The sequence below is a fragment of the Falsiroseomonas sp. E2-1-a4 genome (assembly GCF_051433165.1).
Taxonomy (GTDB): Bacteria; Pseudomonadota; Alphaproteobacteria; order Acetobacterales; family Acetobacteraceae; genus Falsiroseomonas.
On the sequence record NZ_JBHMFS010000001.1, the window covers coordinates 251,845 to 274,453 of the forward strand.

The following is a 22,609-nucleotide window of genomic DNA, read 5'->3' on the forward strand; positions in this document are numbered from 1 at the left end:
CAAGCACCTGTAAGGTGGCACCGATGATCGCATTCGCCCTATCCGACCCCGCCTTGCCTGGCCTGCGCGCCGCCGCGCCGCCCTTGAAAGACTGAGCCGCATGCGCCTGGCAGTCCTGGGGGCCGGTGCGGTGGGGCCGGGGGCGGCGGCGCTCGCCGTCAGCCGTGGGCATGAGGCGGCGCTGTGGTCGCCGCGCGGCGGCGGCACGCATGGCATCGGCAGCAGCCTTTCCGTGCAGGGTGTGCTCTCCGGCACCGCGCGGGTCGATGTGGCGGTGGATGTGGCGCGCGCCCTGGCCGGGGCGGATGCCGTGCTGGTCAGCGTGCCGCCGCATGCCCTGGGGCCGGTGCTGCGCCGCATCGCGCCGATGCTGGCCGAAGGCGTGCCCGTGCTGCTGGCGCCGAGCCATTCCCTGGCCCCGCTGCTGCTGGACCGCCTGTTGGCCCGGCATGGCCGCCGCGCCCCGATCGGCGCCATGGCGACCCCGCCGGTGGTGGCGGAACGGCTGGCCGGCGATGAACTGCGCATCCATGCGCTGCCGGAGGTGGTGGAGCTGGCCGCGGTCCCCGCCGCCGCCGCCGGGCCTCTGGCCGGCCTGTGCATGGACCTGTTCGGCATCCGCTTCGTGCCGCTGGCCGATGCGCTGGGCGCGGCGCTGGCGGTGCATGAGCCGGTGCTGCAGGCCGCGCTGGCGCTGGGCAATGTCACGCGGATCGAGGCCGGGGAGGATTGGGACCAGCACGCCCGCATGACGCCCGCCATCTGCCGCCTGGCGGAACGGCTGGATGCGGAGCGGCTGGACCTCGCCAAGGCCTATGGCCATGCGGTGCCGAGCCTGGCCGCCGGGCTGCACCGGCTGGGCGGCGTGCCGGAAGCGCCGCTGCCGGTGATGGCCCGCGCCCTGGCGGCGGCGCGGCCCAGCCCTGGCCTGCGCGGGCTGGATGCGGCGCATCTGGCCGTCAGCGTCACCTATGGCCTGTCGCTATGGCTGCGCCTGGCCGCGCCGCGCGGTGTCGCCATGCCGCTGACCCAGGCGACGGTGGCGGTGCTGGAGGCGATGTGGGGCAGCAGCCTGGCCGCGGATGATTTGCTGGAGGGGCTGGATTTCGGCCGGCTTTCGGCGCTGCTGCGGGATGGCCACGCGCGATGAGCCTGGTGGGGCCGCAAATCTTCGGCCGGTCAGCCAAGGCATTCGGGACCGATCCGGCCGTGGTTCGCCGGCGGCTCGGCTACTGCAGCTTCGTCTCGGTACGATACCGCATCGTGGCGGTGACGGTGGCAAAGGCGGCCTGCACCACCGTGAAGACCGCCTTGTCTGCCCTGGCACCGCCTGGCAGCGCCGAGGCATGGCCCTACAGTCCGGACATGCCACGGGACATGCGGATCCACATGGCGGGTGCCGTCGGCCTGCCATCGCTGCCCAGCTTGCCGGATACCGAGGCCGCTTCCCTGCTCGACGACCCGGGGGTCTTCCGCTTCACCTTCGTACGCAACCCTTTCGCGCGACTCTACTCCGCCTGGGCCGACAAGATCCGCCTGGGCTGGGAACCGCAATTCCAGCCGGTGATCCGGCGGATGCGCGAAGGATCGGGCGAAGGATCGGGCGAAGGACCGGGCGACGAACCAAGCGAGGCCGCGCCGACCGGCGTCTCCTTCGCCCGGTTTCTCGAGATTGTCTGTGCCGAGCCGCCCGAGGACAGGGACCCCCACTGGGCGCGGCAGGTCGACATCGTTTTCCCGGGCGCCATCCCCTACGGCCTGATCGGCCATGTGGAATCGATGGCGTCCGATTTTGCTGACGTCGCGGCCGCGGTGGCCGAACGAGGCGGCTCGGCTGCTGCATTCCAGCCCCATCGTCTCAATGTCAGCGAGTCCGGAAATTGGCGGCAGGCTTATGATGCGCGGCTCGCGCACATGGTCTCGCGGGCCTATGCGGCGGATTTCGAGGCCTTTGGCTACGACCCGAATGACTGGGCACCGAGACCTGGTGACGCGGCACCGGACCTCGCCCGCATGCTGGCAGCGCGCGAACGCCTCATCGTCTCACTCAGCGGCGTGCTGGAACGAAGCCAGGCGCGCCACTTGGCGGCGGAGCGATTGGTGGGCCGGGCGGGTGATGCGGAGGTCCGGCTACGCGCTGCACCGACCCTGGCCGAGGCCGCACCGATGCTGCCGGATTTCGCGGAGAACCTGCCGCCAGGCGTAGCGGAAGCGGTGTTCGAGCTGGCGCGTGCCGACACGCCAGGCATCGCCGTGCTGGCACGTTGCCCGGTGCCGGGCCTGGCCATCGCCCTCGCGGCCGGCGCGCTGTCTCGCACGAAGCCGCGACCCTGCGCCGCCGTGGAGTTGGCGGGCCTCTGGGTTCCCTCCGGCCCTCGGCGGCGGTTTCTGATGGCGGTCGGTCTGGGTGGTGCGGCCGATGCACTTCGCATCGTGGATATGCCTGTCACCGACTTTGCCCAGATCAATCGCCAGCTCGTGGGTGTCTTGGTGATGGATGGACAGGCGGGGCTGGACCGCCTGATGGCTATTCTCGCCGCTTTCAGGGAAAGGCTGGCTGTTGGCGCCCGGCTGGCCATCCTGCGCGGTGCGAACGATTTCACGCCGCCCGGCTTTGTTGCCTGCCCAGCCCCCGAGGGGCTTTACGTGCTGCGCCGGACCAGCTGACCTTGCGCTATCGGTCCGAGCCCGTTCCGAACCGTCGGGCCGCTTCGCCGATTCCAAGAATGCGTCTGCGTGACAGCTACCGCCCCGCCGCCCGTCGCAGCCGCGGCTTTTCGCCGGCCGGCACTTCCCGGTCCAGCAGCCCGTGCATCGCCGCTACCGTCTGCGGGCTGAGGCGGTGGATGCCCTCCGCCAGCCGGTTGGCCAGCGCGGTCGCCTCCGGCGTCAGTCCCGCCGTGTCCAGCGTGACGCGGGGGTGGGAGAGCTTCGCGAGCTGGGACAGCGCCTCCGCCTCGTCCCAGATCAGGCCGAAGAACTCATTCACCTGGTGCACCAGCCCGGCGGAGGGGCGGCCGCGATGGCCGTGTTCCAGCGCGGACAGATAGGCGGATGAGACCTGCAGGTGGGTCGCCATGTCCTTCAGCGTCACCCGCCTCTGGCGCCGCAGCATCCGCAGCCGGGCGCCGAAGGGCGTCACCGGCGCCTGCCGTTGGGCGGCGCCTTGGGGGGCGGCAGGTTGTTTGTGCGCCGGCGGCGCAGCAGCAGATTCACCGCGCCCGAATTGGTCGGGTGCGGATGCGCGGCGCCGAGCACCAGGGGGCGCAGTTCCGGGTCGTTCAGCCAATGCGGCAATTCGCGCTGCAGGATGCCGCCTTCCGGCTGCGGCCCCTTGCCGGTGACGATGGTGACGGTGCGGATGCCCTCCGCCGCCGCGCGGTGCAGGAAGGCGCGAAACACCAGATGCGCCTCCGCCACGCGCCGCCCATGCAGGTCCAGCGTGCGTTCGGCCCGCATGTCGCCGCGGCGCAACGCGGCCCAGCGCTTGCGGTCGAGGCCGCCCGGCACCTCGCCGACGCGGATCTCGGGCGGCGGCAGCGGGCGCGCGGGTTTGGGCGGAGGGGCTATGGCAAGCTGCGCCGGGGGCTCAGGTGCGGGTGCCGCCGCTGGGGCGGGGGGCGCCGGCGGGCGCTGATGGCCGAATAGCGGCCGGATCTCGGCGGTGAAGGCGCGCCACAGCGCGAGATCGGCCTGGTTCAGCCGCTTTTCGCGCATGGCCCGGTTCAATCGCCTGGCGCGGCGGGGGCGCCCGGTTGGGTGGTGGCGTCCGCCCGTGCCTCGGCGGGGCTTTCCATGCGCGGCGCGGGCTCATCCTCCACCAGCAGGATATGCAGCCGGCGCGGGCCATGCGCGCCGAGCTCCAGCGTCTGCTCGATATCGGCGGAGCGCGAGGGGCCGGTGACCAGCATGATGTTGCGCGGCATGAACCCGCCGGTCAGCGCATCCGGCGTGCCTTCCCGCAGCCGGTCCCAGGCTTCCTCATAGGCGCCGACCACGTCGGACGCGCGCAGCACGGCGATTTCCGTATCCGGCAGCAGGTTCAGCGTGGTCGGCCGCTCGGCGGCGGAGGGCAGCACCAGCGTGCCGGTTTCCGCGATGCCGGCCCAGGCATGTTGCAGGGACACGGCATCGGAGGCCTCGGCACGACGCGCCTCCCGCTCCAGCATCGGGCGGGTGGACCAGTCGATGCCCGTCAGCTCCGGGTGCGGCGCCATCACCAGACGGGCGGGCAGGTTCTGCGCGGCCAGGTAATCGGCGACGGCGGCGGGGATGGCGGCGTGGTCGGGCACGCGTTCGACCGTGCCGAATTCCTTCTCCACATTGCGGATGAACAGCGCGATCTGCTCGGGCCGCGGCAGGCGGGACCGGGCCGGGATCAGATGGCGCGGATGCGTGGCGATGCGGCCCGCGAGCATCGCCTGCTGGTCGGCCGGCAGCGGGCCGCGCTTCAGGCCGCGGCGGATGGCGCCGAGGATGGCGTCCTTGCTCATGGCCGTTCGGCCTCCATCGCGTCGCGCACCGCCTGTTCCAGCTTGCCCAGCGCGAACTCGATCCGGTCCAGATCCTCGTTCAGCCGCGCCGCGGGGGTGTCCGCGTCGATGCGGGCATAGATTTCTTCAAGTGTCCCGGTGGGGCGGGGGGCGGTGCGAGTGGGCGCGCGCTGGTCGGGGAAGCGGTAGCCATGGATGCGCTCCGCCTCGTCGCCCGCCGGCAGCATCGGGTCGCGGCTCATCGGCGCGCCGCCCGCTGCTGGGCCTTGTAGCGGGCCATGAAGGTCCCGCCCGGTTCCGGCGCCGGCAGATCCCGCCCCGCGGTCCAGCCGCCGGCCAGCGGCAGCGACTTGAAGGCGCCTTTGCCGCGGCCGAGCAGCGACAGCGCGCCGATGCCGAGCCTGGTCGCCATCCGGTACATGCCGGGCCGCTTGGCGAACCAGGCCCAGAAGGCGAGGCCGGAGCGGACGGATTGCGGCGACAGATGCCGCTCGAATTCGCGTTCGCGCCAATGCCGCATCAGTTTTGGCAGCGGGATCTTCACCGGGCAGACGCTTTCGCATTTGCCGCAGAAGGTACTGGCGTTCGGCAGGTTGCCGGCCTTGTCGATGCCGATCAGCGTCGGGGTCAGCACGCTGCCCATCGGGCCGGGATAGACCCAGCCATAGGCATGCCCGCCGGCCACGCCATAGACCGGGCAGTGGTTCATGCAGGCGGCGCAGCGGATGCAGCGCAGCATTTCCTGGAAATCGGTGCCGATCATGTTGGACCGGCCATTGTCGATCAGGACCACATGGTAGTCCTCCGGCCCATCCAGGTCGGCTTCGCGCCGGATGCCGGTGGAGAAGGTGGTGTAGACGGAAAAATCCTGGCCGGTGGCGGACCGCGCCAGCAGGCGCAGCAGGCTGGTCGCATCCTCCAGCGTCGGCACGACCTTTTCGATGCTGGCCAGCACGATGTGCGTCTTGGGCAGCGTCTGCGTCAGGTCGCCATTGCCTTCGTTGGTGACGATGACGTTGCTGCCGGTCTCGGCGATCAGGAAGTTGGCGCCGGTGATGCCGACATCGGCGGCCAGGAAGCGCGACCGCAGCTTGGTGCGGGCTTCGGCCATGATGTCGCTACGTTCGTGGAACACGCGGTCCTTCGGAAGTTCCGTATGGATCTCCCGGAAGGTCTTTTCCCAGTCTTCGCGATTGAGATGGAAAGCCGGGCCGATGATGTGGCTCGGCGGTTCCTTGCGAATCTGCAAAATGTACTCGCCGAGGTCGGTTTCCACCGGCTCGATGCCATGGGCCTCCAGATGCTCGTTGATGCCGAGCTCCTCGGAGATCATCGACTTGCCCTTGGTGACCGTGCGCGCGCCCTTGTCGCGGCAGATCTTCAGGACCGCCGCGCGGGCTTCATCGGCGGTCGAGCACCAATGGACGGTGCCGCCGGCGCGCTCCACCTGGGCGGCATAGGCCTCCAGGTAGAAATCCAGGTTCGCCAGGGTGTGGTTCTTGATGTCGCGGCCGATGTCGCGCAGCTGCTCGAACTCCGGCAGGGCGGCCACCGCGGCGGCGCGCTTGCCGTGGGAGGTGCTCTTGCTGCGATCGAGCGCCTTCTGCAGCCCGGCATCGGCCAGGGCGCGGGCGGCATTCGCCTTGAAGGCGGGGGAGGTGATGTGGACCAAGGTGCTCTCCTGCTCGCCGCAGATATAGCTTAGATCGCGCCTGCTAGCCCAGCAGCCGCCCGATCACCCGCGCCGTGTAATCCACCACCGGGATGATCCGCCCGTAGTTGATGCGCGTCGGCCCGATCACGCCGATGGCGCCCACGATCTGCTCCGCCCCGTTGCGGAAGGGCGAGACGACCATGGACAGGCCGGCGCTGTCGAACAACCCGCTCTCGGCACCAATAAAAATCTGCACCCCCTCCCCGCGCTGGGCCAGGTCGAGCAGCCGCAGCATCGTCTCCTGCGCTTCCAGCCGCTCGAACAGCGCCTGGATTTCTTGCACCCGCTGGGCGTGGTCCAGGCCGAGATTCTGCAACAGCTTGGCCTGGCCGCGCAGGATCAGCGACCCGCCGGCGCCGCCGGCCCAGGTGCCGAGCCCGGCCTCGATCACCTGCTGCGTCAGGGCGTCCAGCGCCGTGCGGTTGGCGGCGATCTCCTCCGCCACCGTGCCGCGGGTTTCCTCCAGCGTGCGGCCCGAAAGGCGGGCGTTCAGGTAGTTGCTGGCCTGTTGCAGGGCGGAAGGCGGCAGGCCGAGCGGCACCTCGATGACGCGGTTCTCCACCTGGCCATCGGCCGTCACCAGCACCACCAACGCCCGCCCGGTGCCGAGTGCCACGAATTCGATATGCCGCACCGGCGCTTCCCGCTTGGGCGCCACCACCAGCCCCGCGGCGCCGGCGAGGCCCGAGAGCATCTGGCTCGCCTCGCCCAGCGTTTCCTGCAAGGACCGGCCGCCGGCGGCGCAGCGGGCGGCGATGGCGTCCCGCTCCTCCTCCGGCAGGGCGCCGAATTGCAGCAAACCGTCCACGAACAGCCGCAACCCGCGTTCCGTCGGCAGCCGCCCGGCGGAGGTGTGCGGGGCAAACAGCAGCCCGGCATCCTCCAGATCCGCCATGACATTGCGGATGGTGGCCGGGGACAGGGCGTGCGGCAGCCGGCGCGACAGGGTGCGGGACCCCACCGGCTCCCCGGTCTGGACGTAGGTTTCCACCAGCTCCCGGAAGATCGCCGCGCTGCGGTCGTCCAGCCCGGGTGGCAAGGGGCTCATCGCGGGCGACCCGGTGGGTCGCGGCGGCCTGGCGATTGGACCCATAGGGGCATGTCCCAAACCGTGAAGTTGCAAAGGGATGACGCTAGGGGGCGGGATGTGGCCGGGTCAACCGCGCCGGGGCGTGCCCGTCGGGCATCATCGCCCTATGTCGGGCGGCGCTGCCCCGGTGGCAAGCTTTCGACATGATTGCGCCACATGGCGGTTACAACGGCCGGGCTAGCCTGCGGCAACACGGGGGTCGCGACATGGGGCGGGCTTGGGTGCGAATGACAGCGGTGTTCGCGGCGGCATCGCTGCTGCTGGCGGGCGGGGCGGGGGTGCTGTCCTCCCTGCTTGTGGCGCCGGTGCGGGGGGCCGGGCGGATGGTGGCGCTGCTGCTGGCCTCCGTCGCGGCGGTCGGGCTGGGCCTGTTGCTGCTGGTCGGGCCGGTCGAGCCGGCGTTTTTCCTGACCGGCTTCCTGACTGGTTCCCGGACTTGGATGGAGGTGCCGATCGCCTGGCTTTGAACCCGGCACGGTTGACGCCCCGCGGGCAAGGCGGGCAGGTGGCGGCCATGCTGCGCCTTGCCCTCCTCCTCGCGCTGCTCACCTGGTCGTCGGGCCTGTCGGCCCAGGTCGCCGTGGATGATCCCTGGACCGCCTGCACCCGCGCCATCACGGCCGCGGAGTCCCGGAGCGGCATCCCGGATGGGTTGCTGTTGGCCATCGCCCGGGTCGAAAGCAGCCGCGCCCGCCCCGGTGGCGGCGCCGCCCCCTGGCCCTTCGCGCTGAATGCCGGCGGCGAGAGCATCTTCCCGGAAACCGCGACCGAGGCGGTGGAGACGGTGCAGGCGCTGCGCGAGGATGGCCGGCGTTCCATCGATGTCGGCTGCATGCAGGTGAACCTGGTCTATCACCCGGAGGCCTTTCCGGACCTTACCCAGGCCTTCCACCCGCCCAGCAACGTTGCCTATGCCGTGCGCTTCCTGCGGGAGCTGCGCGGCCGCACGGCGAGTTGGGCGGAGGCGGTGGCGCAGTATCATTCGGCCGAGCCGGGCCGGGGCCTCGCCTATCACACGCGGGTGCGGGTGGCGCAGGGTGCGGCGCTGGCGCCAAGGGTGGTGGCCGGGCTATGCGCGCCGGGGTTGCGGGCGCGGCTGGTGATCCCACCGGGCGCCGGCGCACGTCCGCGCCTGGTGTGCCGCCGGTAGGATTTTCGTTCGGGGAACCCGCGCGCCCTGCGGCGCTTTCATCGATATCACGCGGAGCTACGACGACATGGGTTTCATCTGGACGATCATCATCGGCTTCCTGGCCGGCGCCTTGGCAAAATTCCTGATGCCGGGGCGGGACCCGGGCGGCTTCATCATCACCATCCTGCTCGGCATCCTGGGCGCCGTGGTGGCGACCTGGCTGGGCCAGGCGATCGGCTGGTACCGGGCCGGGGAGGGTGCGGGCTTCATCGGCGCGGTGGTCGGCGCGGTGCTGGTGCTGGCGGTGTTCCGGGCAGTGGCCGGGCGCCGCGGCTGAGCTTCACTCCGACATCTTGCTGGTCATGCCGCGGGTGTCGATGTGGGTGAAGTTCTCGGACGGATAGGCGTGGATGTAGCCCTTGAAGGCGAACCACACGCCGAAGGGGCCCAGCTTCCACAGCCGCGGCAACTCTCCGAAGGGGATGTTGCCGGCGGCGACCTTCTCCGCCTTCCGTTCGAACATCACCGGGGAATGGAACATCTTCCCGGAATTGCTCCACTCCTTCAGGATCTTCTCGACCTCCGTGCAGGCCATGCCGGCGACTTTGAAGTCGATGGCGGTGAAGGCCATGTGCTGGCTGGTCTTGGCGCGGCCGGTATAGCCCGTGCTGCTGTCCGATGAGGCTTGGTTGTAGGCCTCGCTGCGATAGATGCTGACCAGGTTGATCGTCTTGCCGAGATGTTCCCGCAGCGCATCCAGCACGATGATGGTGGGGATGATGTTGTCCCACAGCTTCTCGGGCGGCTTGCTGTTCTTCGTGCCGAATTTGTTCTTGCCCGCGGTCCGCGACAGCAGTTCCGAGGCGTTGAAATGTTTCAGCCCCACCGCGCCGATGCGGGAAGCGAACTTCGTGTTGTAGTCCGACATCGCCCTGTCCTCCCGCCCCGCAGCATGGGCGGGACGGGTCGCGCGGCGATTTCAGTCCGCGTTGCGGTGCGGTGCCTTGTGTTTCACGGCGAGACCTTGGCTTCGATCGCGTCCCACAGCGCACGCTCCAGATGCACGCCGTCGAAGCGGGCGATTTCCTGCAGGCCGGTGGGGGAGGTGACGTTGATCTCGGTCAGATAGCCGCCGATCACGTCGATGCCGACGAAGATCATGCCGCGCGCCTGCAATTCCGGCCCGATCGCCGCGCAGATTTCTTTTTCGCGGTCCGTCATCACGGTCGGGGTGGCCTTGCCGCCCACATGCATGTTGGACCGCGCCTCACCGGCCGCGGGCACGCGGTTGATGGCGCCCATGGCGACGCCGTCCACCAGGATGATACGCTTGTCGCCCTCCCGCACGGCGGGGACGTATTTCTGGATCACCAGCGGCTCCCGCGACCGCTCGGTGAACATTTCCACCAGCGCATTCATATTCGGGTCTTCGGGGCGCAGGTGGAAGACGCCGGCGCCGCCATTGCCGAACAGCGGCTTGATGATGATGTCGCCGTGCTTTTGGCGGAATTTCCGAATTTGCCCGACATCGGCGGTCACCAGCGTCTCGGGCATCAGTTCCGGAAAATGGGTGACGAACAGCTTCTCCGGCGCGTTGCGCACGCTGGCCGGGTCGTTCACCACCAGGGTCTTCGGGTGGATGTGTTCCAGGATGTGGGTGGCGGTGATGTAGGCCATGTCGAAGGGCGGGTCCTGGCGCATCAGCACCACATCCACCTGGCCGAGATCCAGCTCCTCCGCAGCGCCCAGGGTGAAGTGGTTGCCCTTCTCCCGCCGCACCTCGACCTTCTGGGCCTGCGCCAGCACCTGGCCGCCGAGCAGCGCCAGATCCCGCACATGGTAGTGCCACAGCGCGTGGCCGCGGGACTGGGCTTCCAGCATCATCGCGAAGGTGCTGTCACCCTCGATGTTGATGGAGGCGATGGGGTCCATCTGGACCGCGACCTTGAGGCTGCGCGCCATGGGGGGTTCTCCGTTTCGGCCCCTCCTGTCGCATTGCCGGCGCCCGGTTGAAAGAGGGAGGTCGCGGGCATTGACCGGCGCGGCGGCGGCGGGGCACTTCACGGGAATGAACATCCTCTCCGGAAAGGCCCGCAAGGCCGGGGTGCTGGGCTGGCCGGTGGCGCATTCCCGCTCGCCGCGGCTGCATGGCTATTGGCTGGCGCAGCACGGCATCGATGGCGCCTACCTGCCCCTGCCGGTGCGGCCCGAACACTTTCTCGAATCCGTGCGTGCCCTGGCCCGGATGGGTTTTGCGGGCGCCAACGTCACCATCCCGCACAAGGAAGCGGCCTATGCGCTGTGCGACGCGGTGGATGCGGTGGGGCAGCGGGCCGGGTCGGTGAACACGCTGTTCTTCAGGGACGACGGGCGGATCGAGGGCACCAGCACGGATGGCTACGGCTTCCTGGAATCCATCCATGAACAGGCGCCGGGCTGGCAGGCGGCGGATGGGCCGGCGGTGATTCTGGGTGCCGGCGGCGCGGTCCGGTCCGTCGCGGCCGCGCTGCTCGATGCGGGCTGCCCGCGCCTGGTTCTGGCCAACCGCACCGTGGCGAGGGCGGAGGCGCTGGCGCGCGATCTCGGTGGCCCGGTGGAGGTGGCGGACGCACCCCGGCTCGAAGGCGCTTCCCTGCTGGTCAACGGCACCTCCCTCGGCATGGTCGGAGAGCCGCCGCTGGCGATCGATCTGGCGCCGCTGCCGGGCACGGCCGTGGTGGCGGATATGGTCTATGTGCCGCTGGAGACCGCGCTGCTGGCCCAGGCACGGGCGCGTGGCCTGCGGGCGGTGGATGGGCTGGGCATGCTGCTGCACCAGGCGCGGCCCGGTTTTCACCAGTGGTTCGGCGTGGCGCCGACCGTGGATGCGAAGCTGCGCGCCTTCGTTGCGGCGGATCTGCTGGCGTGAAGATCATCGGCCTGACCGGCAGTATCGGGATGGGCAAATCGACCGCCGCCAACACGTTTCGCCGCCTCCGCGTCCCGGTCTTCGATGCCGATGCCGCCGTGCATGCGCTGCAAGGCCCTGGCGGCGCCGCCGTCGCCCCGGTGGAGACCGCCTTCCCCGGCACCACCGCGGATGGCCGCGTGAACCGGGAGGCGCTGCGCGCCCGCGTGCTCGGCGACCCCCCGGCGCTGCGCCGGCTGGAGGGCATCATGCACCCGCTGGTGCGTCGCGCGGAGGCACGCTTCCTCGCCACCTGCCGCCGGCGGGGGGAGGCGCTGGCGGTGCTCGACATTCCCCTGCTGCTGGAAACCGGCGGCCAGGGCCGGGTGGATTTCGTGCTGGTCGTCTCCGCCCCCGCCGCCGTCCAGCGCGCCCGGGTCCTGCGGCGGGCGGGCATGACGCCGGATCGCCTGGCCGCCATCCTCGCGCGCCAGATGCCGGATGCCCGGAAACGCCGGATGGCCGATGCGGTGGTGCAGACCGGCCAGTCCCGTCACAATGCCCAGCGCCAGATCCGCGCGCTGGTTCGAAGGATGCGCTAGCCCATGCGCCAGATCGTGCTGGATACCGAGACCACTGGCCTCGACCCCGCCTCCGGCGACCGGGTGATCGAGGTGGCGGCGATCGAGATCTTCAACTTCATGCCGACCGGCGCGACCTTCCACGAGCTGGTGGACCCGGAGCGCGACATCCCCGAGGAAGCCACCCGCGTGCACGGCATGACGGTGGAGATGCTGCGCGGCAAGCCGCTGTTCCGCGACATCGCAGGCCGGATGCTGGATTTCCTCGGCGACAGCGAGATCATCGCCCACAACGCGCCCTTCGATTTCGGCTTCCTGGACGCGGAGCTGGTGCGCGCCGGCCAGCCGAAGCTGGACCGCGCCCGCATGGTGGACAGCCTGGCGGTGGCGAAGCGCCGCTACCCCGGCCTGCCGAACAGCCTGGATTCGCTGTGCCGCCGCCTGGGCGTGGATAACACCATGCGGACCGCGCACAACGCGCTGCTCGACGTGAAGCTGCTGGCCGAGGTCTACCTGGAGCTAATGGGCGGCAAGCAGCCGGGCCTGGAGCTCGCCGCCCGCCCCGCCCGGCCGCTGGCCGCGGGCAGCATCCTGGTGGCGCCGGTGGCGCGCACGCCGCGCCCGATCATCCCGCGCGAGGACGAGCTGGCGGCGCACGCGGCCTTCGTCGCGACAAAGCTGAAGGACCCGCTGTGGATCAGCCTCGCCGAGGCGCCGCCACTGTCATAAGCTGCGCGGATGACCCCAACCCGCCCCCGCGTCGCGCTGTTCGTCACCTGCCTGGTGGATCTGTACCGCCCCTCGGTCGGCTTCGCCGCGCTGAAGCTGCTGGAGGCGGCGGGGTGCGAGGTGGTGGTACCGGAAAGCCAGACCTGCTGCGGCCAGCCCGCCTACAACTCCGGCGACCGCGCCACTGCGACCGAACTCGCCCGCGCCGTGGTCGATGACTTCCTGCGCTTCGACTATGTCGTGGCGCCCTCGGGTTCCTGCGCCGGGATGATCAGCCACCATTTCCCGGGTCTTTTCGCCGACGACCCGCATTACCGCGGCAAGGCGGAGGCGCTGGCCGCGAAGACGCATGAGCTGATTTCCTTCCTGGTCGATGTGCGCGGCATGACCCAGGTGGAGGCGAAGTTCGACGGCATCGCCACCTATCACGACAGCTGCGCCGGCCTGCGCGAGCTCGGCGTGAAGGCGCAGCCGCGCAAGCTGCTCGGCACGGTGTCCGGCCTGTCCCTTCGGGAGATGGGCGACAGCGAACTATGCTGCGGCTTCGGCGGCACCTTCTGCGTGAAGTACCCGGACATCTCGACCCGGATGGTAGGCGACAAGACCAAGGACGTGACGGCGACCGGCGCGGACACGCTGCTGGCCGGCGACCTCGGCTGCTTGCTGAACATGGCCGGCAAGCTGGGACGGGAGGGTTCGCCCGTCCAGGTGCGGCATGTGGCAGAGGTGCTGGCGGGGGTGACTGAGGAGGTGGCGCCGATCGGGATGGTGAAGGGGTAGCGCTGCCGTCCCGGATCACACGATCCGCACGGACCCGTCACCCGGCATATCCGGCAGTCCCAGCGCCACCAGCAGCGCGCTCCGCAGCGTCGCCAGCTTGCGTTCGTTCTCCACCTTCAGCCCGAACACGTCCTTCACATAGAAGACGTCCACCGCCCGCACGCCATAGGTGGTGATATGCGCGCTGGCGATCTGCAGCCCCTGTTCGCTGATCGCCGTCGTCACCGCATGCAGCAGCCCCGGCCGGTCGCGGCCATTCACCTCGATCACCGTGTGGGTGTTGGAGGCATGGTTGTCCAACACCACCCGCGGCGGAATCGTCACGGCCCGCAGCCGCGCCGGTTCGCGGCGGACCTTGGCGATTTCTTCCTCCAGCCGCAGGCGGCCGGACAGCGATTGTTCGATCAGCACGGCCAGGCGGGCCAGGCGGTGCGGCGCGTCGAAGGCACCGCCGGCGGCGTCCTGCACCCAGAAGGTATCGAGCGCCATGCCGTTGGTCATGGTGTGGATGCGCGCATCGACGATGCTGGCGCCGGCGACGGCCAGCGCGCCGGCGATGCGGCTGAACAGGCCGGGGTGGTCGGAGCAGTAGACCGTCACCTCGGTGACGGATCGTGCCTCGATCACGCGGGTGCGGACGGTCAGCGGGGCGTTGTCGGCCTCGGCCTCGCGGATCATCTCGGCGTGGCGGGCATGGGTCTCGGGGTCGAAGGAAAGCCAGTAGCCGGGATAGCCGAGGCCGAGGAACAGATCCGTCTCGGCCTTGGTCTGATGCGTCAGCAGCGCCGCGGCGGCGGCGCGCGCGCGGGCCACGCGGGTGTCGCGTTCCGGCACGGAAAGCCCGCCGGCCAGCACTTCCGCCACGCGCCAGTACAATTCGCGCAGCAGCGTCGCCTTCCAGCCATTCCAGACTTTCGGGCCCACCGCGCGCATGTCGGCGACGGTCAGCACCAACAGCAGCCGCAGCCGCTCCGGCGATTGGACCGTCTCCGCAATATCCAAAATGGTCTTGGGGTCGTCGATGTCGCGCTTGAAGGCGGTCTGGCTGATCAGCAGGTGGTTCAGCACGAGCCAGGAAACGGTCTCCGTCTCCTCCGGCGAAAGGCCGAGCTTGGGGCAGATTTCCAGCGCAATCTGCGCGCCCAATTCCGAATGGTCGCCGCCGCGCCCCTTGGCGATATCGTGCAGCAGGACGGCGACATACAGCGCGCGGCGGGACTGGATCTGGCCGATGAGTTCCGAGGCGACAGGTGCAATCTCACCGAGTTCGCCGCGTTCCAGCGCCGCCAGCACACCGATCGCTTCGATCGTGTGCTCCTCCACCGTGAACACGTGATAGGTGTCGAACTGCATCAGGCCGACGATGCGCGCCCAATCCGGCATGAAGCGGGACAGGAACCCCACCTCGTTCAGCACGCGCAGGTAGCGCGCCGGGTCGCGGCCGGTCAGCACATCCACGAACAGCGCGTTGGCCGGCAGGTCATCCCGCAATTGCACGGCGTAGCGCGCGTTGCGGATCAGCGCGCGGTGGGCGAGGGGGTGGATGTCCAGGTTGCGGTCCCGCGCCGCGCGCACCAAGCGCAGCATGATGGCAGGGTCCGCGGCCACGTTGCGATCCGGCGCGAACAGCACTTTTCCGTCTGCCAGCGCCATCCCGGCCTGGGAGAGGGCGGCATCGCCGGCGGGCAGCACGGCGGGCGGGCCGAGGGCGGCGCGTTCGATCGCTGGTTCCAGCAGCCGGGTCAGGCGCACCACGTCCCGTGCTGTCAGGAACAGGTGTTTCATGAAGCGCTCGACGCCGTCCTGCACACCATGCCGGGTGTATCCCATGCGGGCGCCGACGACGGGTTGCAGGTCGAAGGTCAGGCGTTCCTCGGCCCGGCCGGTCACGTAGTGCAGGTGGAAGCGGACGGTCCACAGGAAGTTCCAGGCGCGGCGGATGGCGCGCGCCTCCTGCGGGGTCAGCAGGCCGCCACCGGGGCTGTTCGGGCCGACCAGTTCGGGCATGCGCTGCACGCCGAAGGCATGGCGGGCCAGCCAGTACAAAGTCTGCAAATCGCGCAGCCCGCCGCGGCCTTCCTTCACATGGGGTTCCACCAGGAAAGGGCTTTCGCCGTAGCGGGCGTGGCGGGCCTGGCGTTCGGCGCGCTTGGCGGTCAGGAAGGGCGCCAGGCCGCTGGCCTTGCGGGCGGCGAGGAAGGCGGTCTCGAAACGCTCGAACACTGGGCGTTCGCCGGCCAGGAAGCGGGCATCGATCAGTGCGGTCTGGATGGTGACGTCGCCGCGCGAATCCTCGATGCATTCGGACAGCGTCCGCGTGGCGTGGCCGACCTTCAGCCCGAGATCCCACAGGAGGTACAGCAGGAATTCGACGGAACGCCGCCCCTGCGGGCCGAGCGGCTGTTCGGACAGGAACAGCAGGTCGATATCCGAATAGGGCGCCAGCACGCCGCGGCCATAGCCGCCGGTGGCGATCAGCGCGAAGGGCGCCTCCGGCGTGCCCGATGTGCCATCGGGCGGGTCGGCGCAGACCGCAAGGGTGTAGGTGTGGATGGCGGCTACGATGCCATCCGTCAGCGCCGCCAGCCAGCGCGCGGCGCCGAGCCCGGACAGGTCCGAGGCTTCGAAGGCGCGTTGCACCCGGCCCTGGACGCGGCCGAGCTGCCGTCGCAGCAGGCCGAGCGCGATGTCTCGGGCGACAGGGCGACCATGTTCGACCAGCCCTGCGATCAGGTCCGGCAGGACCTCGGGCGGTTCGGCGGGTAGCGCGAGAGCGGCCGCCGGGGAAGGCGGTTGGCCGAGGCTGGCGGTCATCACCGTCACACTACCGTGTCACTTGTCGCAGCAACAGTGTTCTCGTGTTGCGCTGCGGTAACTTCCGCATCCGGATCGGTTTTCTGATCTGCAAGCGATTTCAATCGGTAGAGGGCATCCTGCGCCTCTCGCGGAGAAAGCGTGTCGAGGTCCAGCTCCGCCAGCATGGCCTGTACCGGATTCGCCGGCACAGCCGGGGCGGGCGGTGCCTGGGCAAATAGCGGCAGCTCCTCGGCCAGCGCATCATGGCCGCCGGCGCGGGCGCGGCTTTCCAGTGCGGCCAGCACCTCCGCCGCGCGTTTCAGCACCGGGCGCGGCACGCCGGCCAGCCGGGCGACATGGACGCCCCAGGACCGTTCGGAGGCGCCGGGGCCGACCAGGTGCTGGAACACCACCTCCCCCCGCCATTCCCGCACCTGCATGCGGGCGAGCTGCACTTCGGGCAGGCGGCCCGCGAGTGCGGTCAGCTCATGAAAATGGCTGGCAAAGATGGCGCGGCAGCGGATGCGGTCATGCAGCGCCTCCAGCACCGCCCAGGCGATGGCGAGACCATCCCAGGTGGCGGTGCCGCGGCCCACCTCGTCCAGCACCACCAGGGACCGGGCGGTGGCCTGGTTCAGGATGGCGGCGGTCTCGGCCATTTCCACCATGAAGGTGGACCGCCCGCCGGCGATGTCGTCGCCGCCGCCGACGCGGGAAAACAGCCGGTCCACCAGCCCCATCCGGGCCGCGGTGGCGGGCACGAACAGCCCGGCCTGGGCGAGCACCACCATCAGCGCATTCTGCCGCAGCCAGGTGGATTTGCCGGCCATGTTCGGGCCGGTCAGCAGGCAAAGGCGGCGGCCGGGGGACAGGTCGCAGTCATTCGGCACGAAGGCCGGGCCGCGGGCGCGTTTCTGCACGGCCTCCACCACCGGGTGGCGGCCGGCGGTGATGCAGAATTCGGCGCGCTCCGTCAGCTCCGGCCGGCACCAGCCGCCTTCGGTCGCAAGCTGGGCGCTGGCCGCGTGCAAATCGAGCTCGGCCAAAGCGCGCGCGGCGGCGGCGATGGCCGTGCCGTGGCCCAGCGCCAGGCGTTTCAGGTGGGCGATGCAGGCGCGTTCGCGGCTGGTGGTGCGTTCGCCTGCTTCCGCCACCTTGCGATCCAGCTCCGCCAGTGCGGTGCAGGTGAAGCGCATGGCGTTTGCCATGGTCTGGCGCAGGATGGGCGAAAGCGGCTGGCCGGCGGCGACGGGCGGCGACTGCACCAGCTTCTGGCCGGCGGCGGCGGGCAGTTCCGCCAGGAAGCCGAATTGCTGGTGGTGGCGGATCTTCAGGCTGGCGACGCCCCAGGCCTGGGCGAGGTCCATCTGCAGGGCGGCCACCGCTTCCCGCGCCCCATCGCGCAGGCGGCGCAGCGCATCCAGCTCCCCGTCATAGCCGGTGGCGATCACCCCGCCATCCTCCAGCCGCGCCGGCATTTTTTCGGTGTTCAGCGCGCGGGCGTATTCGGCGGCGAGGGCGGGATCGAGGCGGAGTGCGGCCTGGGCCGCGGCGATCAGCGGGGGCGGCGGGATCGGGGCGGCCGCCAGCGCATCGGCGGCCACCTCGGCGCGGGCGAAACCGCCGGCGAGTGCGGCCAAGTCGCGCGGGAAGAAGCGGTCCAGCGCCAGCCGGCCGAGGGCGCGGGCCATGTCGGGCGTGCCCTTCAGCGTGCCACGCAGCGCCATCCGCGTGGCCTCCGCGCCCAGCAGGAAGGACACGGCATCATGCCGGGCGGAAACCGCCGCTTCCTCGGCCAGCGGTGCGGCGAGCCGTGCGGCCAGTTCGCGCGCGCCGGCGGCGGTCAGGGTGCGATCGACCGCGGCGAACAGCGTGGCCTCCGTGCCGCCGCGCTGATCGCGCAGAATCTCCAGGCTGCGCCGTGTCGCCGCATCCAGCGCCAGCGTGCCGGCCGCACCGGCCTGCGGGCGCGGCGGGTCCAGCCGTGGCAGGGCGCCGGCCTGGGTTTCCCGTACATAGGACAAGGCAAGCGCGGCCGCGGCCAGTTCGGCTTCGGTGAAGCGGCCGAAGCCGTCCAGCGTGGCGACGCCAAAGGCTTCCCGCAGCAGGCGGCCGGGGTCGCGCGGCGGGGCGCGTTCGGCGATGCGGCCGGGCAGGCGCTGGGCCAGGTCGGGAAGTTCCGCCAACTCGCGCGGCGCGCAGGCCTCCACCGGCTCGATCCGCGCAAGCAGCGCGCCGAGATCGCCGCGGGGCAACGCCATGGTCTCGAAGCCACCGGTCGAGACGTCCACCCAGGCGGCGGCGAATTCCCCCTCCGCCTCGGCGAGCGCCAGCAGCCAGGCGGGGCGCGCGGCGTCGAGCAGCCCGTCCTCGGTGACGGTGGCCGGCGTCACCACGCGCACCACCTCGCGCCGGATGGTGGGCGCCTTGCGCTTCTTCGCCTGCTCCGGTGTTTCCATCTGGTCGCAGATGGCCACCCGGTGGCCCTGGCGGATCAGCCGGGCGAGGTAGGCTTCCCAGGCATGCACCGGTACGCCGCACATCGGCACCGGCTGGCCGCGATGCTCGCCGCGGAAGGACAGCGCGATGTCGAGCGCGGCGGAGGCCGTCTCGGCATCGCCGAAGAACATCTCGAAGAAATCGCCCATGCGGAAGAAGACCAGCGCATCCGGATGCGCGGCCTTGGCGACGAACCACTGTGCCAGCGCGGGGGTCGCGCCTTCAGCTAGCGGTAGGAGGGCGGGATCGCTCACCACCCCTCGATAGACTGCCGCATCGCCGATGCGAAGGGCCTGCTGCTTACCCCGCCAAAGTCGCCCGACGCAGTTGCGAAGCGGCCGTCTTCCCAGGTCCGTCCCGGGCTGCGATGAAGGGGCAAGGTGAGTTGGGGAAGACACGAACAATGGACGACGTGCGCAAGGAACCGGGCGAGGCCCTGGCCGATACTCGCACCGCCCGGATCACGGAGCAGGAAGCGCTGGCGATGCACGCCGAGGGTCGGCCGGGCAAGCTGGAGATCCGGCTGACCAAGCCGCTGACCACGGCGCGCGACCTTTCGCTGGCCTATAGCCCCGGCGTGGCGGCGCCCTGCCTGCACATCCACAAGAACCCGGCGCTGGCCTATGACTACACCAGCAAGGGCAATTTCGTCGCCGTCATCAGCAACGGCACGGCGGTGCTGGGGCTCGGCAATCTCGGCGCGCTGGCCTCGAAGCCCGTGATGGAAGGCAAGGTCGCGCTGTTCAAGCGCTTCGCCGATGTCGATGGCATCGACCTGTGCCTGGACACGGAGGATGTGGACGCCTTCGTCAACTGCGTCCGCTACCTCGGCCCGAGCTTCGGCGGCATCAACCTGGAAGACATCAAGGCGCCCGAATGCTTCGTCATCGAGCAGCGGCTGCGCGAGCTGATGGACATTCCGGTCTTCCATGACGACCAGCATGGCACCGCGATCGTCGCCGCCGCCGGCCTGATCAATGCCTGCCACCTGACCGGCCGCGACCTGAAATCCGTGAAACTGGTGATCAACGGCGCCGGCGCGGCGGCGGTGGCCTGCGCCGAGCTGGTGAAGGCCATGGGCATCCACCCGCAGCATGTGATCCTGGCCGACACCAAGGGCGTGATTTACCGCGGCCGCACCGAGGGCATGAACCAGTGGAAGTCGGCGCATGCCGCCGACACCGCCTGCCGCACATTGGCGCAGGCGATGGAGGGGGCCGATTGCTTCATGGGCCTGTCCGTGAAGGGCGCCGTGACGCCGGAGATGGTGCGGTCCATGGCCGCCCACCCGATCATCTTCGCCATGGCGAACCCGGACCCCGAGATCACGCCGGATGAGGCGCGCGCGGTGCGGCCGGATTGCATCATCGCCACCGGGCGCAGCGATTATCCGAACCAGGTCAACAACGTGCTCGGCTTCCCCTTCATCTTCCGCGGCGCGCTGGATGTGCGGGCCAGCACGATCAATGACGCGATGAAGGTCGCCGCCGCCAATGCGCTGGCGCTGCTGGCGCGCGAACATGTGCCGGAGGAAGTGGCCGGCGCCGGGGCCGGCAAGTCGCTGCGCTTCGGCCCGGACTACATCATCCCCAACGCCTTCGACCCGCGCCTGATCAGCCGCATCCCGCCCGCCGTCGCCAAGGCGGCGATGGATAGCGGCGTGGCGCGCAAGCCGATCCTGGACCTGCATCGCTACGCCCGGGACCTCGCCGGGCGCCTCGATTCCACCGCCCATGCGATGGAGGCGATTGCGGAGCGGGTGCAGGCCAATCCGCGCCGCGTGGTCTTCGCCGAGGGCGAGGAGGAACGTGTGATCCGCGCCGCCATCGCCTTCCGCAACGCCGGCTACGGCACCCCGGTGCTGGTGGGGCGGGAGGATCGGGTCAATGACGTGGTCGCCAGCCTCGGCATCCCGATGCCGGAGGGGATCGAGATCCACAATGCCCGCATCTCGGACCGCAACACCGCCTATGCCGAATGGCTCTATGCCAAGAAGCAGCGCCAGGGCTTCCTGCTGCGGGACTGCCAGCGCCTGGTGAACCTGGACCGCAACGTCTTCGCCGCCTGCATGGTCGCCGCCGGCGATGCGGATGCGATGGTGACGGGTGCGACGCGCAGCTACGCCGCCACGCTGGAAGGCGTGCTGACGGCGATCGACCCGGCGCCGGGCACGGTGCTGTTCGGGCTGACGCTGATGCTGGCGCGGCGGTCCGGCACCGTGCTGGTGGCCGATACCGCCATCCATGAACGCCCGGATGCGGCGACGCTGGCGGAGATCGCAACGCGCGCCGCCGCCGCCGCCCGGCGCCTGGGGCATGAACCGCGCGTCGCCTTCCTCGCCTTCTCCACCTTCGGTGACCCGAAGGGCAGCATCCCGGGCAATGTGCGGGATGCGGTGAAGCTGCTGGACCAGCGGGAGGTGGATTTCGAGTATGACGGCGAAATGGCCGCCGACGTGGCGCTGGACCCCGGCCTGCGCGCCAGCCTGTACCCCTTCTGCCGCCTGACCGGCCCGGCGAATGTGCTGGTGATGCCGGGGCTGCACGCGGCGCATATCCTGACCAAGGCGGTGCCGCGGCTGACCTCCGCCCAGACCATCGGCCCGCTGCTGATGGGCCTGTCGGCGCCGGTGCAGATCGTCGGCATGGAGGCGGGGGTGAACCAAATCCTGGACATCGCCTGCCTCGCAGCCCACGCGGCCCTGCCGAAGTAAGCGGCTAACCGGCGGCATTCCGGCGGCGCCCACCCAGGTAGCGGCGCTCCGGCCGGTAGGTCAGCCAGCGGCGCAACCCGCGCAGGAAGTCGCGCACCGGGGTCGGAGCGCGGAAGCCGAGAGGATCGAAGCAAAGGGCTGCGGACATGGGGAGGGGTTCCCTGGTTGGGGTTCGCCCTCCTGGCGTCGCGGCACCTGGCCGAGGCCGTAGTCTGCATCGGCAGGATTAACCGCTGGTTGTGGCCAGGGGAGGATTTTGGCGGGACGGCCGCTGGCGGCTATGCTGGCCGCCACGATCCCCGTTCCGAAGGTGGCCGAAGCGTGTTCAGACGCCTGTTTCCCTCCCGCCCCGGCCCGACCCGCCCCGCCCCGGCGTCGCGCAACACCTATTGCTTCCTTGGCAACCGAGCGGTGGCGCTGACCCATTCCGGGCTAAAGATCTTCCTTGATGTGCGCGATGTCGGCATGACGCCGCATATCGCGCTGTCCGGCGAATGGGAACGCCATGTGGAACGTCTGCTGCGCCGGCTGCTGAAACCGGGCGCGCAGGTGGTCGAGGTGGGCGCCAGCATGGGCTACCACACGCTCGCCATGGCGCAGGCCGTGGGCGCCACCGGCCATGTTCATGCCTTCGAGGCCAATCCCCGCGTGCTGGCCCTGCTGCGCGACAGCGTCGCGGTGAACGGCTTCGATGGCCGCGTCACCGTGCATGCCGCGGCCGCCCTGGCGGAACCCGGCCGCATCGCCTTCGCCGTCCACCCCGCCCATATCGGCAGCGGCCATGTGGCGCTGGCCGAGACGGTAGCCGGCTACCCGGAGCGGTTCGAGGCGCGCGGCGTGCGGATCGACGATGCGCTGGCCGAATTGCCGGCGGCGGATCTGATGCGGCTGGATTGCGAGGGCAGCGAGCCGCAGGCGCTGCGCGGGGCGGAGGCGCTGATCCGCCGATCGCCCGACCTGCTGATGGTCACCGAGTGGGACATCCATATGATGGGCGCGCGGGAGGATGTGGGCGCCTTCGAGGCCTGGCTGCGCGACCTTGGCCTGGTTTATGTGCAGGAGATCACCCCCGGCGGGTTGAAGCCGCTGGCTGAGGGCAGCCTGGCGGGGCTGACCCATGCCGATCTGCTGCTGTCCCGCCGGCCTCTCGGGCAGATTTGAGGCGAAAAAGCGCACGACGCGGACCAACCAGGCG

The 22,609-nt window shown here is 70.3% G+C and carries 22 protein-coding genes; 11 read left to right on the plus strand and 11 right to left on the minus strand.

Annotation, left to right across the window (positions count from 1 at the left end):
* Nucleotides 1-100: 100 nt before the first annotated feature.
* Both ACFHNC_RS01270 and ACFHNC_RS01275 read left to right on the plus strand, forming a co-directional pair.
* Nucleotides 101-1,150, plus strand: coding sequence for an NAD/NADP octopine/nopaline dehydrogenase family protein (locus ACFHNC_RS01270; RefSeq protein WP_437167384.1), 1,050 nt, complete (start codon nucleotides 101-103; stop codon nucleotides 1,148-1,150).
* Nucleotides 1,147-2,667, plus strand: coding sequence for a sulfotransferase family 2 domain-containing protein (locus ACFHNC_RS01275; RefSeq protein ID WP_437167385.1), 1,521 nt, complete (start codon nucleotides 1,147-1,149; stop codon nucleotides 2,665-2,667). The genes ACFHNC_RS01270 and ACFHNC_RS01275 overlap by 4 nt, the downstream gene beginning before the upstream one ends.
* Before the next feature lie 76 nt (nucleotides 2,668-2,743).
* Here the strand turns inward: ACFHNC_RS01275 and ACFHNC_RS01280 are convergent, their stop codons facing one another.
* From ACFHNC_RS01280 to hrcA, 6 genes are read right to left on the minus strand one after another with little or no spacing between them, the layout of a single operon-like run.
* The gene (locus tag ACFHNC_RS01280) at nucleotides 2,744-3,142 is read right to left on the minus strand and encodes a helix-turn-helix domain-containing protein (protein WP_437167386.1); all 399 of its coding nucleotides are present in this window, start codon (nucleotides 3,140-3,142) and stop codon (nucleotides 2,744-2,746) included.
* The gene (locus tag ACFHNC_RS01285) at nucleotides 3,139-3,717 is read right to left on the minus strand and encodes a Smr/MutS family protein (RefSeq protein WP_437167387.1); all 579 of its coding nucleotides are present in this window, start codon (nucleotides 3,715-3,717) and stop codon (nucleotides 3,139-3,141) included. Before ACFHNC_RS01285 ends, ACFHNC_RS01280 begins: the two co-directional genes overlap by 4 nt.
* 8 nt (nucleotides 3,718-3,725) lie before the next feature.
* Nucleotides 3,726-4,493 carry a LutC/YkgG family protein gene (locus ACFHNC_RS01290; RefSeq protein ID WP_437167388.1) on the minus strand — a complete coding sequence of 256 codons (768 nt, stop codon included), beginning with the start codon at nucleotides 4,491-4,493 and terminating at the stop codon, nucleotides 3,726-3,728.
* The gene (locus ACFHNC_RS01295; RefSeq protein ID WP_437167389.1) at nucleotides 4,490-4,735 is read right to left on the minus strand and encodes a hypothetical protein; all 246 of its coding nucleotides are present in this window, start codon (nucleotides 4,733-4,735) and stop codon (nucleotides 4,490-4,492) included. The genes ACFHNC_RS01290 and ACFHNC_RS01295 overlap by 4 nt, the downstream gene beginning before the upstream one ends.
* Nucleotides 4,732-6,165, minus strand: coding sequence for a LutB/LldF family L-lactate oxidation iron-sulfur protein (locus ACFHNC_RS01300; protein ID WP_437167390.1), 1,434 nt, complete (start codon nucleotides 6,163-6,165; stop codon nucleotides 4,732-4,734). The genes ACFHNC_RS01295 and ACFHNC_RS01300 overlap by 4 nt, the downstream gene beginning before the upstream one ends.
* A gap of 43 nt (nucleotides 6,166-6,208) precedes the next feature.
* Nucleotides 6,209-7,255 (minus strand): heat-inducible transcriptional repressor HrcA, encoded by a 1,047-nt coding sequence (gene hrcA / locus ACFHNC_RS01305; RefSeq protein WP_437167391.1) that lies wholly within the window; start codon nucleotides 7,253-7,255, stop codon nucleotides 6,209-6,211.
* 269 nt (nucleotides 7,256-7,524) lie between these two features.
* On the opposite strand from hrcA, the gene ACFHNC_RS01310 reads away from it, so the two are divergent.
* The 3 genes from ACFHNC_RS01310 (at nucleotide 7,525) to ACFHNC_RS01320 (ending at nucleotide 8,766) form a co-directional block, all read left to right on the plus strand.
* Complete coding sequence (locus tag ACFHNC_RS01310; RefSeq protein WP_437167392.1) at nucleotides 7,525-7,764, plus strand: hypothetical protein; 240 nt, start codon at nucleotides 7,525-7,527, stop codon at nucleotides 7,762-7,764.
* A 47-nt stretch (nucleotides 7,765-7,811) separates the two neighbouring features.
* Nucleotides 7,812-8,447 (plus strand): hypothetical protein, encoded by a 636-nt coding sequence (locus ACFHNC_RS01315; RefSeq protein ID WP_437167393.1) that lies wholly within the window; start codon nucleotides 7,812-7,814, stop codon nucleotides 8,445-8,447.
* Between the two features lie 67 nt (nucleotides 8,448-8,514).
* Nucleotides 8,515-8,766 (plus strand): GlsB/YeaQ/YmgE family stress response membrane protein, encoded by a 252-nt coding sequence (locus ACFHNC_RS01320; protein WP_437167394.1) that lies wholly within the window; start codon nucleotides 8,515-8,517, stop codon nucleotides 8,764-8,766.
* Between the two features lie 3 nt (nucleotides 8,767-8,769).
* On the opposite strand, the gene ACFHNC_RS01325 is transcribed toward ACFHNC_RS01320, so the two are convergent.
* Both ACFHNC_RS01325 and gshB read right to left on the minus strand, forming a co-directional pair.
* Nucleotides 8,770-9,357, minus strand: coding sequence for a D-Ala-D-Ala carboxypeptidase family metallohydrolase (locus ACFHNC_RS01325; protein WP_437167395.1), 588 nt, complete (start codon nucleotides 9,355-9,357; stop codon nucleotides 8,770-8,772).
* An 83-nt stretch (nucleotides 9,358-9,440) separates the two neighbouring features.
* Nucleotides 9,441-10,391, minus strand: a complete 951-nt coding sequence (gshB, locus tag ACFHNC_RS01330; protein WP_437167396.1) for a glutathione synthase — start codon at nucleotides 10,389-10,391, stop codon at nucleotides 9,441-9,443.
* A 106-nt stretch (nucleotides 10,392-10,497) separates the two neighbouring features.
* On the opposite strand from gshB, the gene ACFHNC_RS01335 reads away from it, so the two are divergent.
* The 4 genes from ACFHNC_RS01335 to ACFHNC_RS01350 are packed head-to-tail and all read left to right on the plus strand — an operon-like array spanning nucleotide 10,498 to nucleotide 13,406.
* Complete coding sequence (locus ACFHNC_RS01335) at nucleotides 10,498-11,337, plus strand: shikimate dehydrogenase (RefSeq protein ID WP_437167397.1); 840 nt, start codon at nucleotides 10,498-10,500, stop codon at nucleotides 11,335-11,337.
* On the plus strand, nucleotides 11,334-11,918 hold the full coding sequence (coaE, locus tag ACFHNC_RS01340; protein ID WP_437167398.1) for a dephospho-CoA kinase: 585 nt from the start codon (nucleotides 11,334-11,336) through the stop codon (nucleotides 11,916-11,918). Before ACFHNC_RS01335 ends, coaE begins: the two co-directional genes overlap by 4 nt.
* Nucleotides 11,919-11,921: 3 nt before the next feature.
* Nucleotides 11,922-12,626 (plus strand): DNA polymerase III subunit epsilon, encoded by a 705-nt coding sequence (gene dnaQ, locus ACFHNC_RS01345; protein WP_437167399.1) that lies wholly within the window; start codon nucleotides 11,922-11,924, stop codon nucleotides 12,624-12,626.
* Between the two features lie 9 nt (nucleotides 12,627-12,635).
* Nucleotides 12,636-13,406 carry a (Fe-S)-binding protein gene (locus ACFHNC_RS01350; protein WP_437167400.1) on the plus strand — a complete coding sequence of 257 codons (771 nt, stop codon included), beginning with the start codon at nucleotides 12,636-12,638 and terminating at the stop codon, nucleotides 13,404-13,406.
* 15 nt (nucleotides 13,407-13,421) lie between these two features.
* Here ACFHNC_RS01350 and ACFHNC_RS01355 read toward each other — a convergent pair whose 3' ends face one another.
* A complete protein-coding gene (locus ACFHNC_RS01355) occupies nucleotides 13,422-16,220 on the minus strand; it encodes a [protein-PII] uridylyltransferase (protein ID WP_437167401.1) in 2,799 nt (932 codons plus the stop codon).
* Between the two features lie 5 nt (nucleotides 16,221-16,225).
* Entirely contained in the window at nucleotides 16,226-18,955 is a 2,730-nt protein-coding gene (mutS, locus tag ACFHNC_RS01360) for a DNA mismatch repair protein MutS (protein WP_437167402.1), read from the minus strand.
* A gap of 149 nt (nucleotides 18,956-19,104) precedes the next feature.
* On the opposite strand from mutS, the gene ACFHNC_RS01365 reads away from it, so the two are divergent.
* Nucleotides 19,105-21,414, plus strand: coding sequence for an NADP-dependent malic enzyme (locus ACFHNC_RS01365; protein ID WP_437167403.1), 2,310 nt, complete (start codon nucleotides 19,105-19,107; stop codon nucleotides 21,412-21,414).
* Between the two features lie 4 nt (nucleotides 21,415-21,418).
* On the opposite strand, the gene ACFHNC_RS01370 is transcribed toward ACFHNC_RS01365, so the two are convergent.
* A complete protein-coding gene (locus ACFHNC_RS01370; protein WP_437167404.1) occupies nucleotides 21,419-21,562 on the minus strand; it encodes a hypothetical protein in 144 nt (47 codons plus the stop codon).
* Nucleotides 21,563-21,735: 173 nt separating this feature from the next.
* Between ACFHNC_RS01370 and ACFHNC_RS01375 the strand changes: the two genes are divergently transcribed.
* The gene (locus tag ACFHNC_RS01375) at nucleotides 21,736-22,575 is read left to right on the plus strand and encodes an FkbM family methyltransferase (protein ID WP_437167405.1); all 840 of its coding nucleotides are present in this window, start codon (nucleotides 21,736-21,738) and stop codon (nucleotides 22,573-22,575) included.
* The last annotated feature ends 34 nt before the right edge of the window (nucleotides 22,576-22,609 follow it).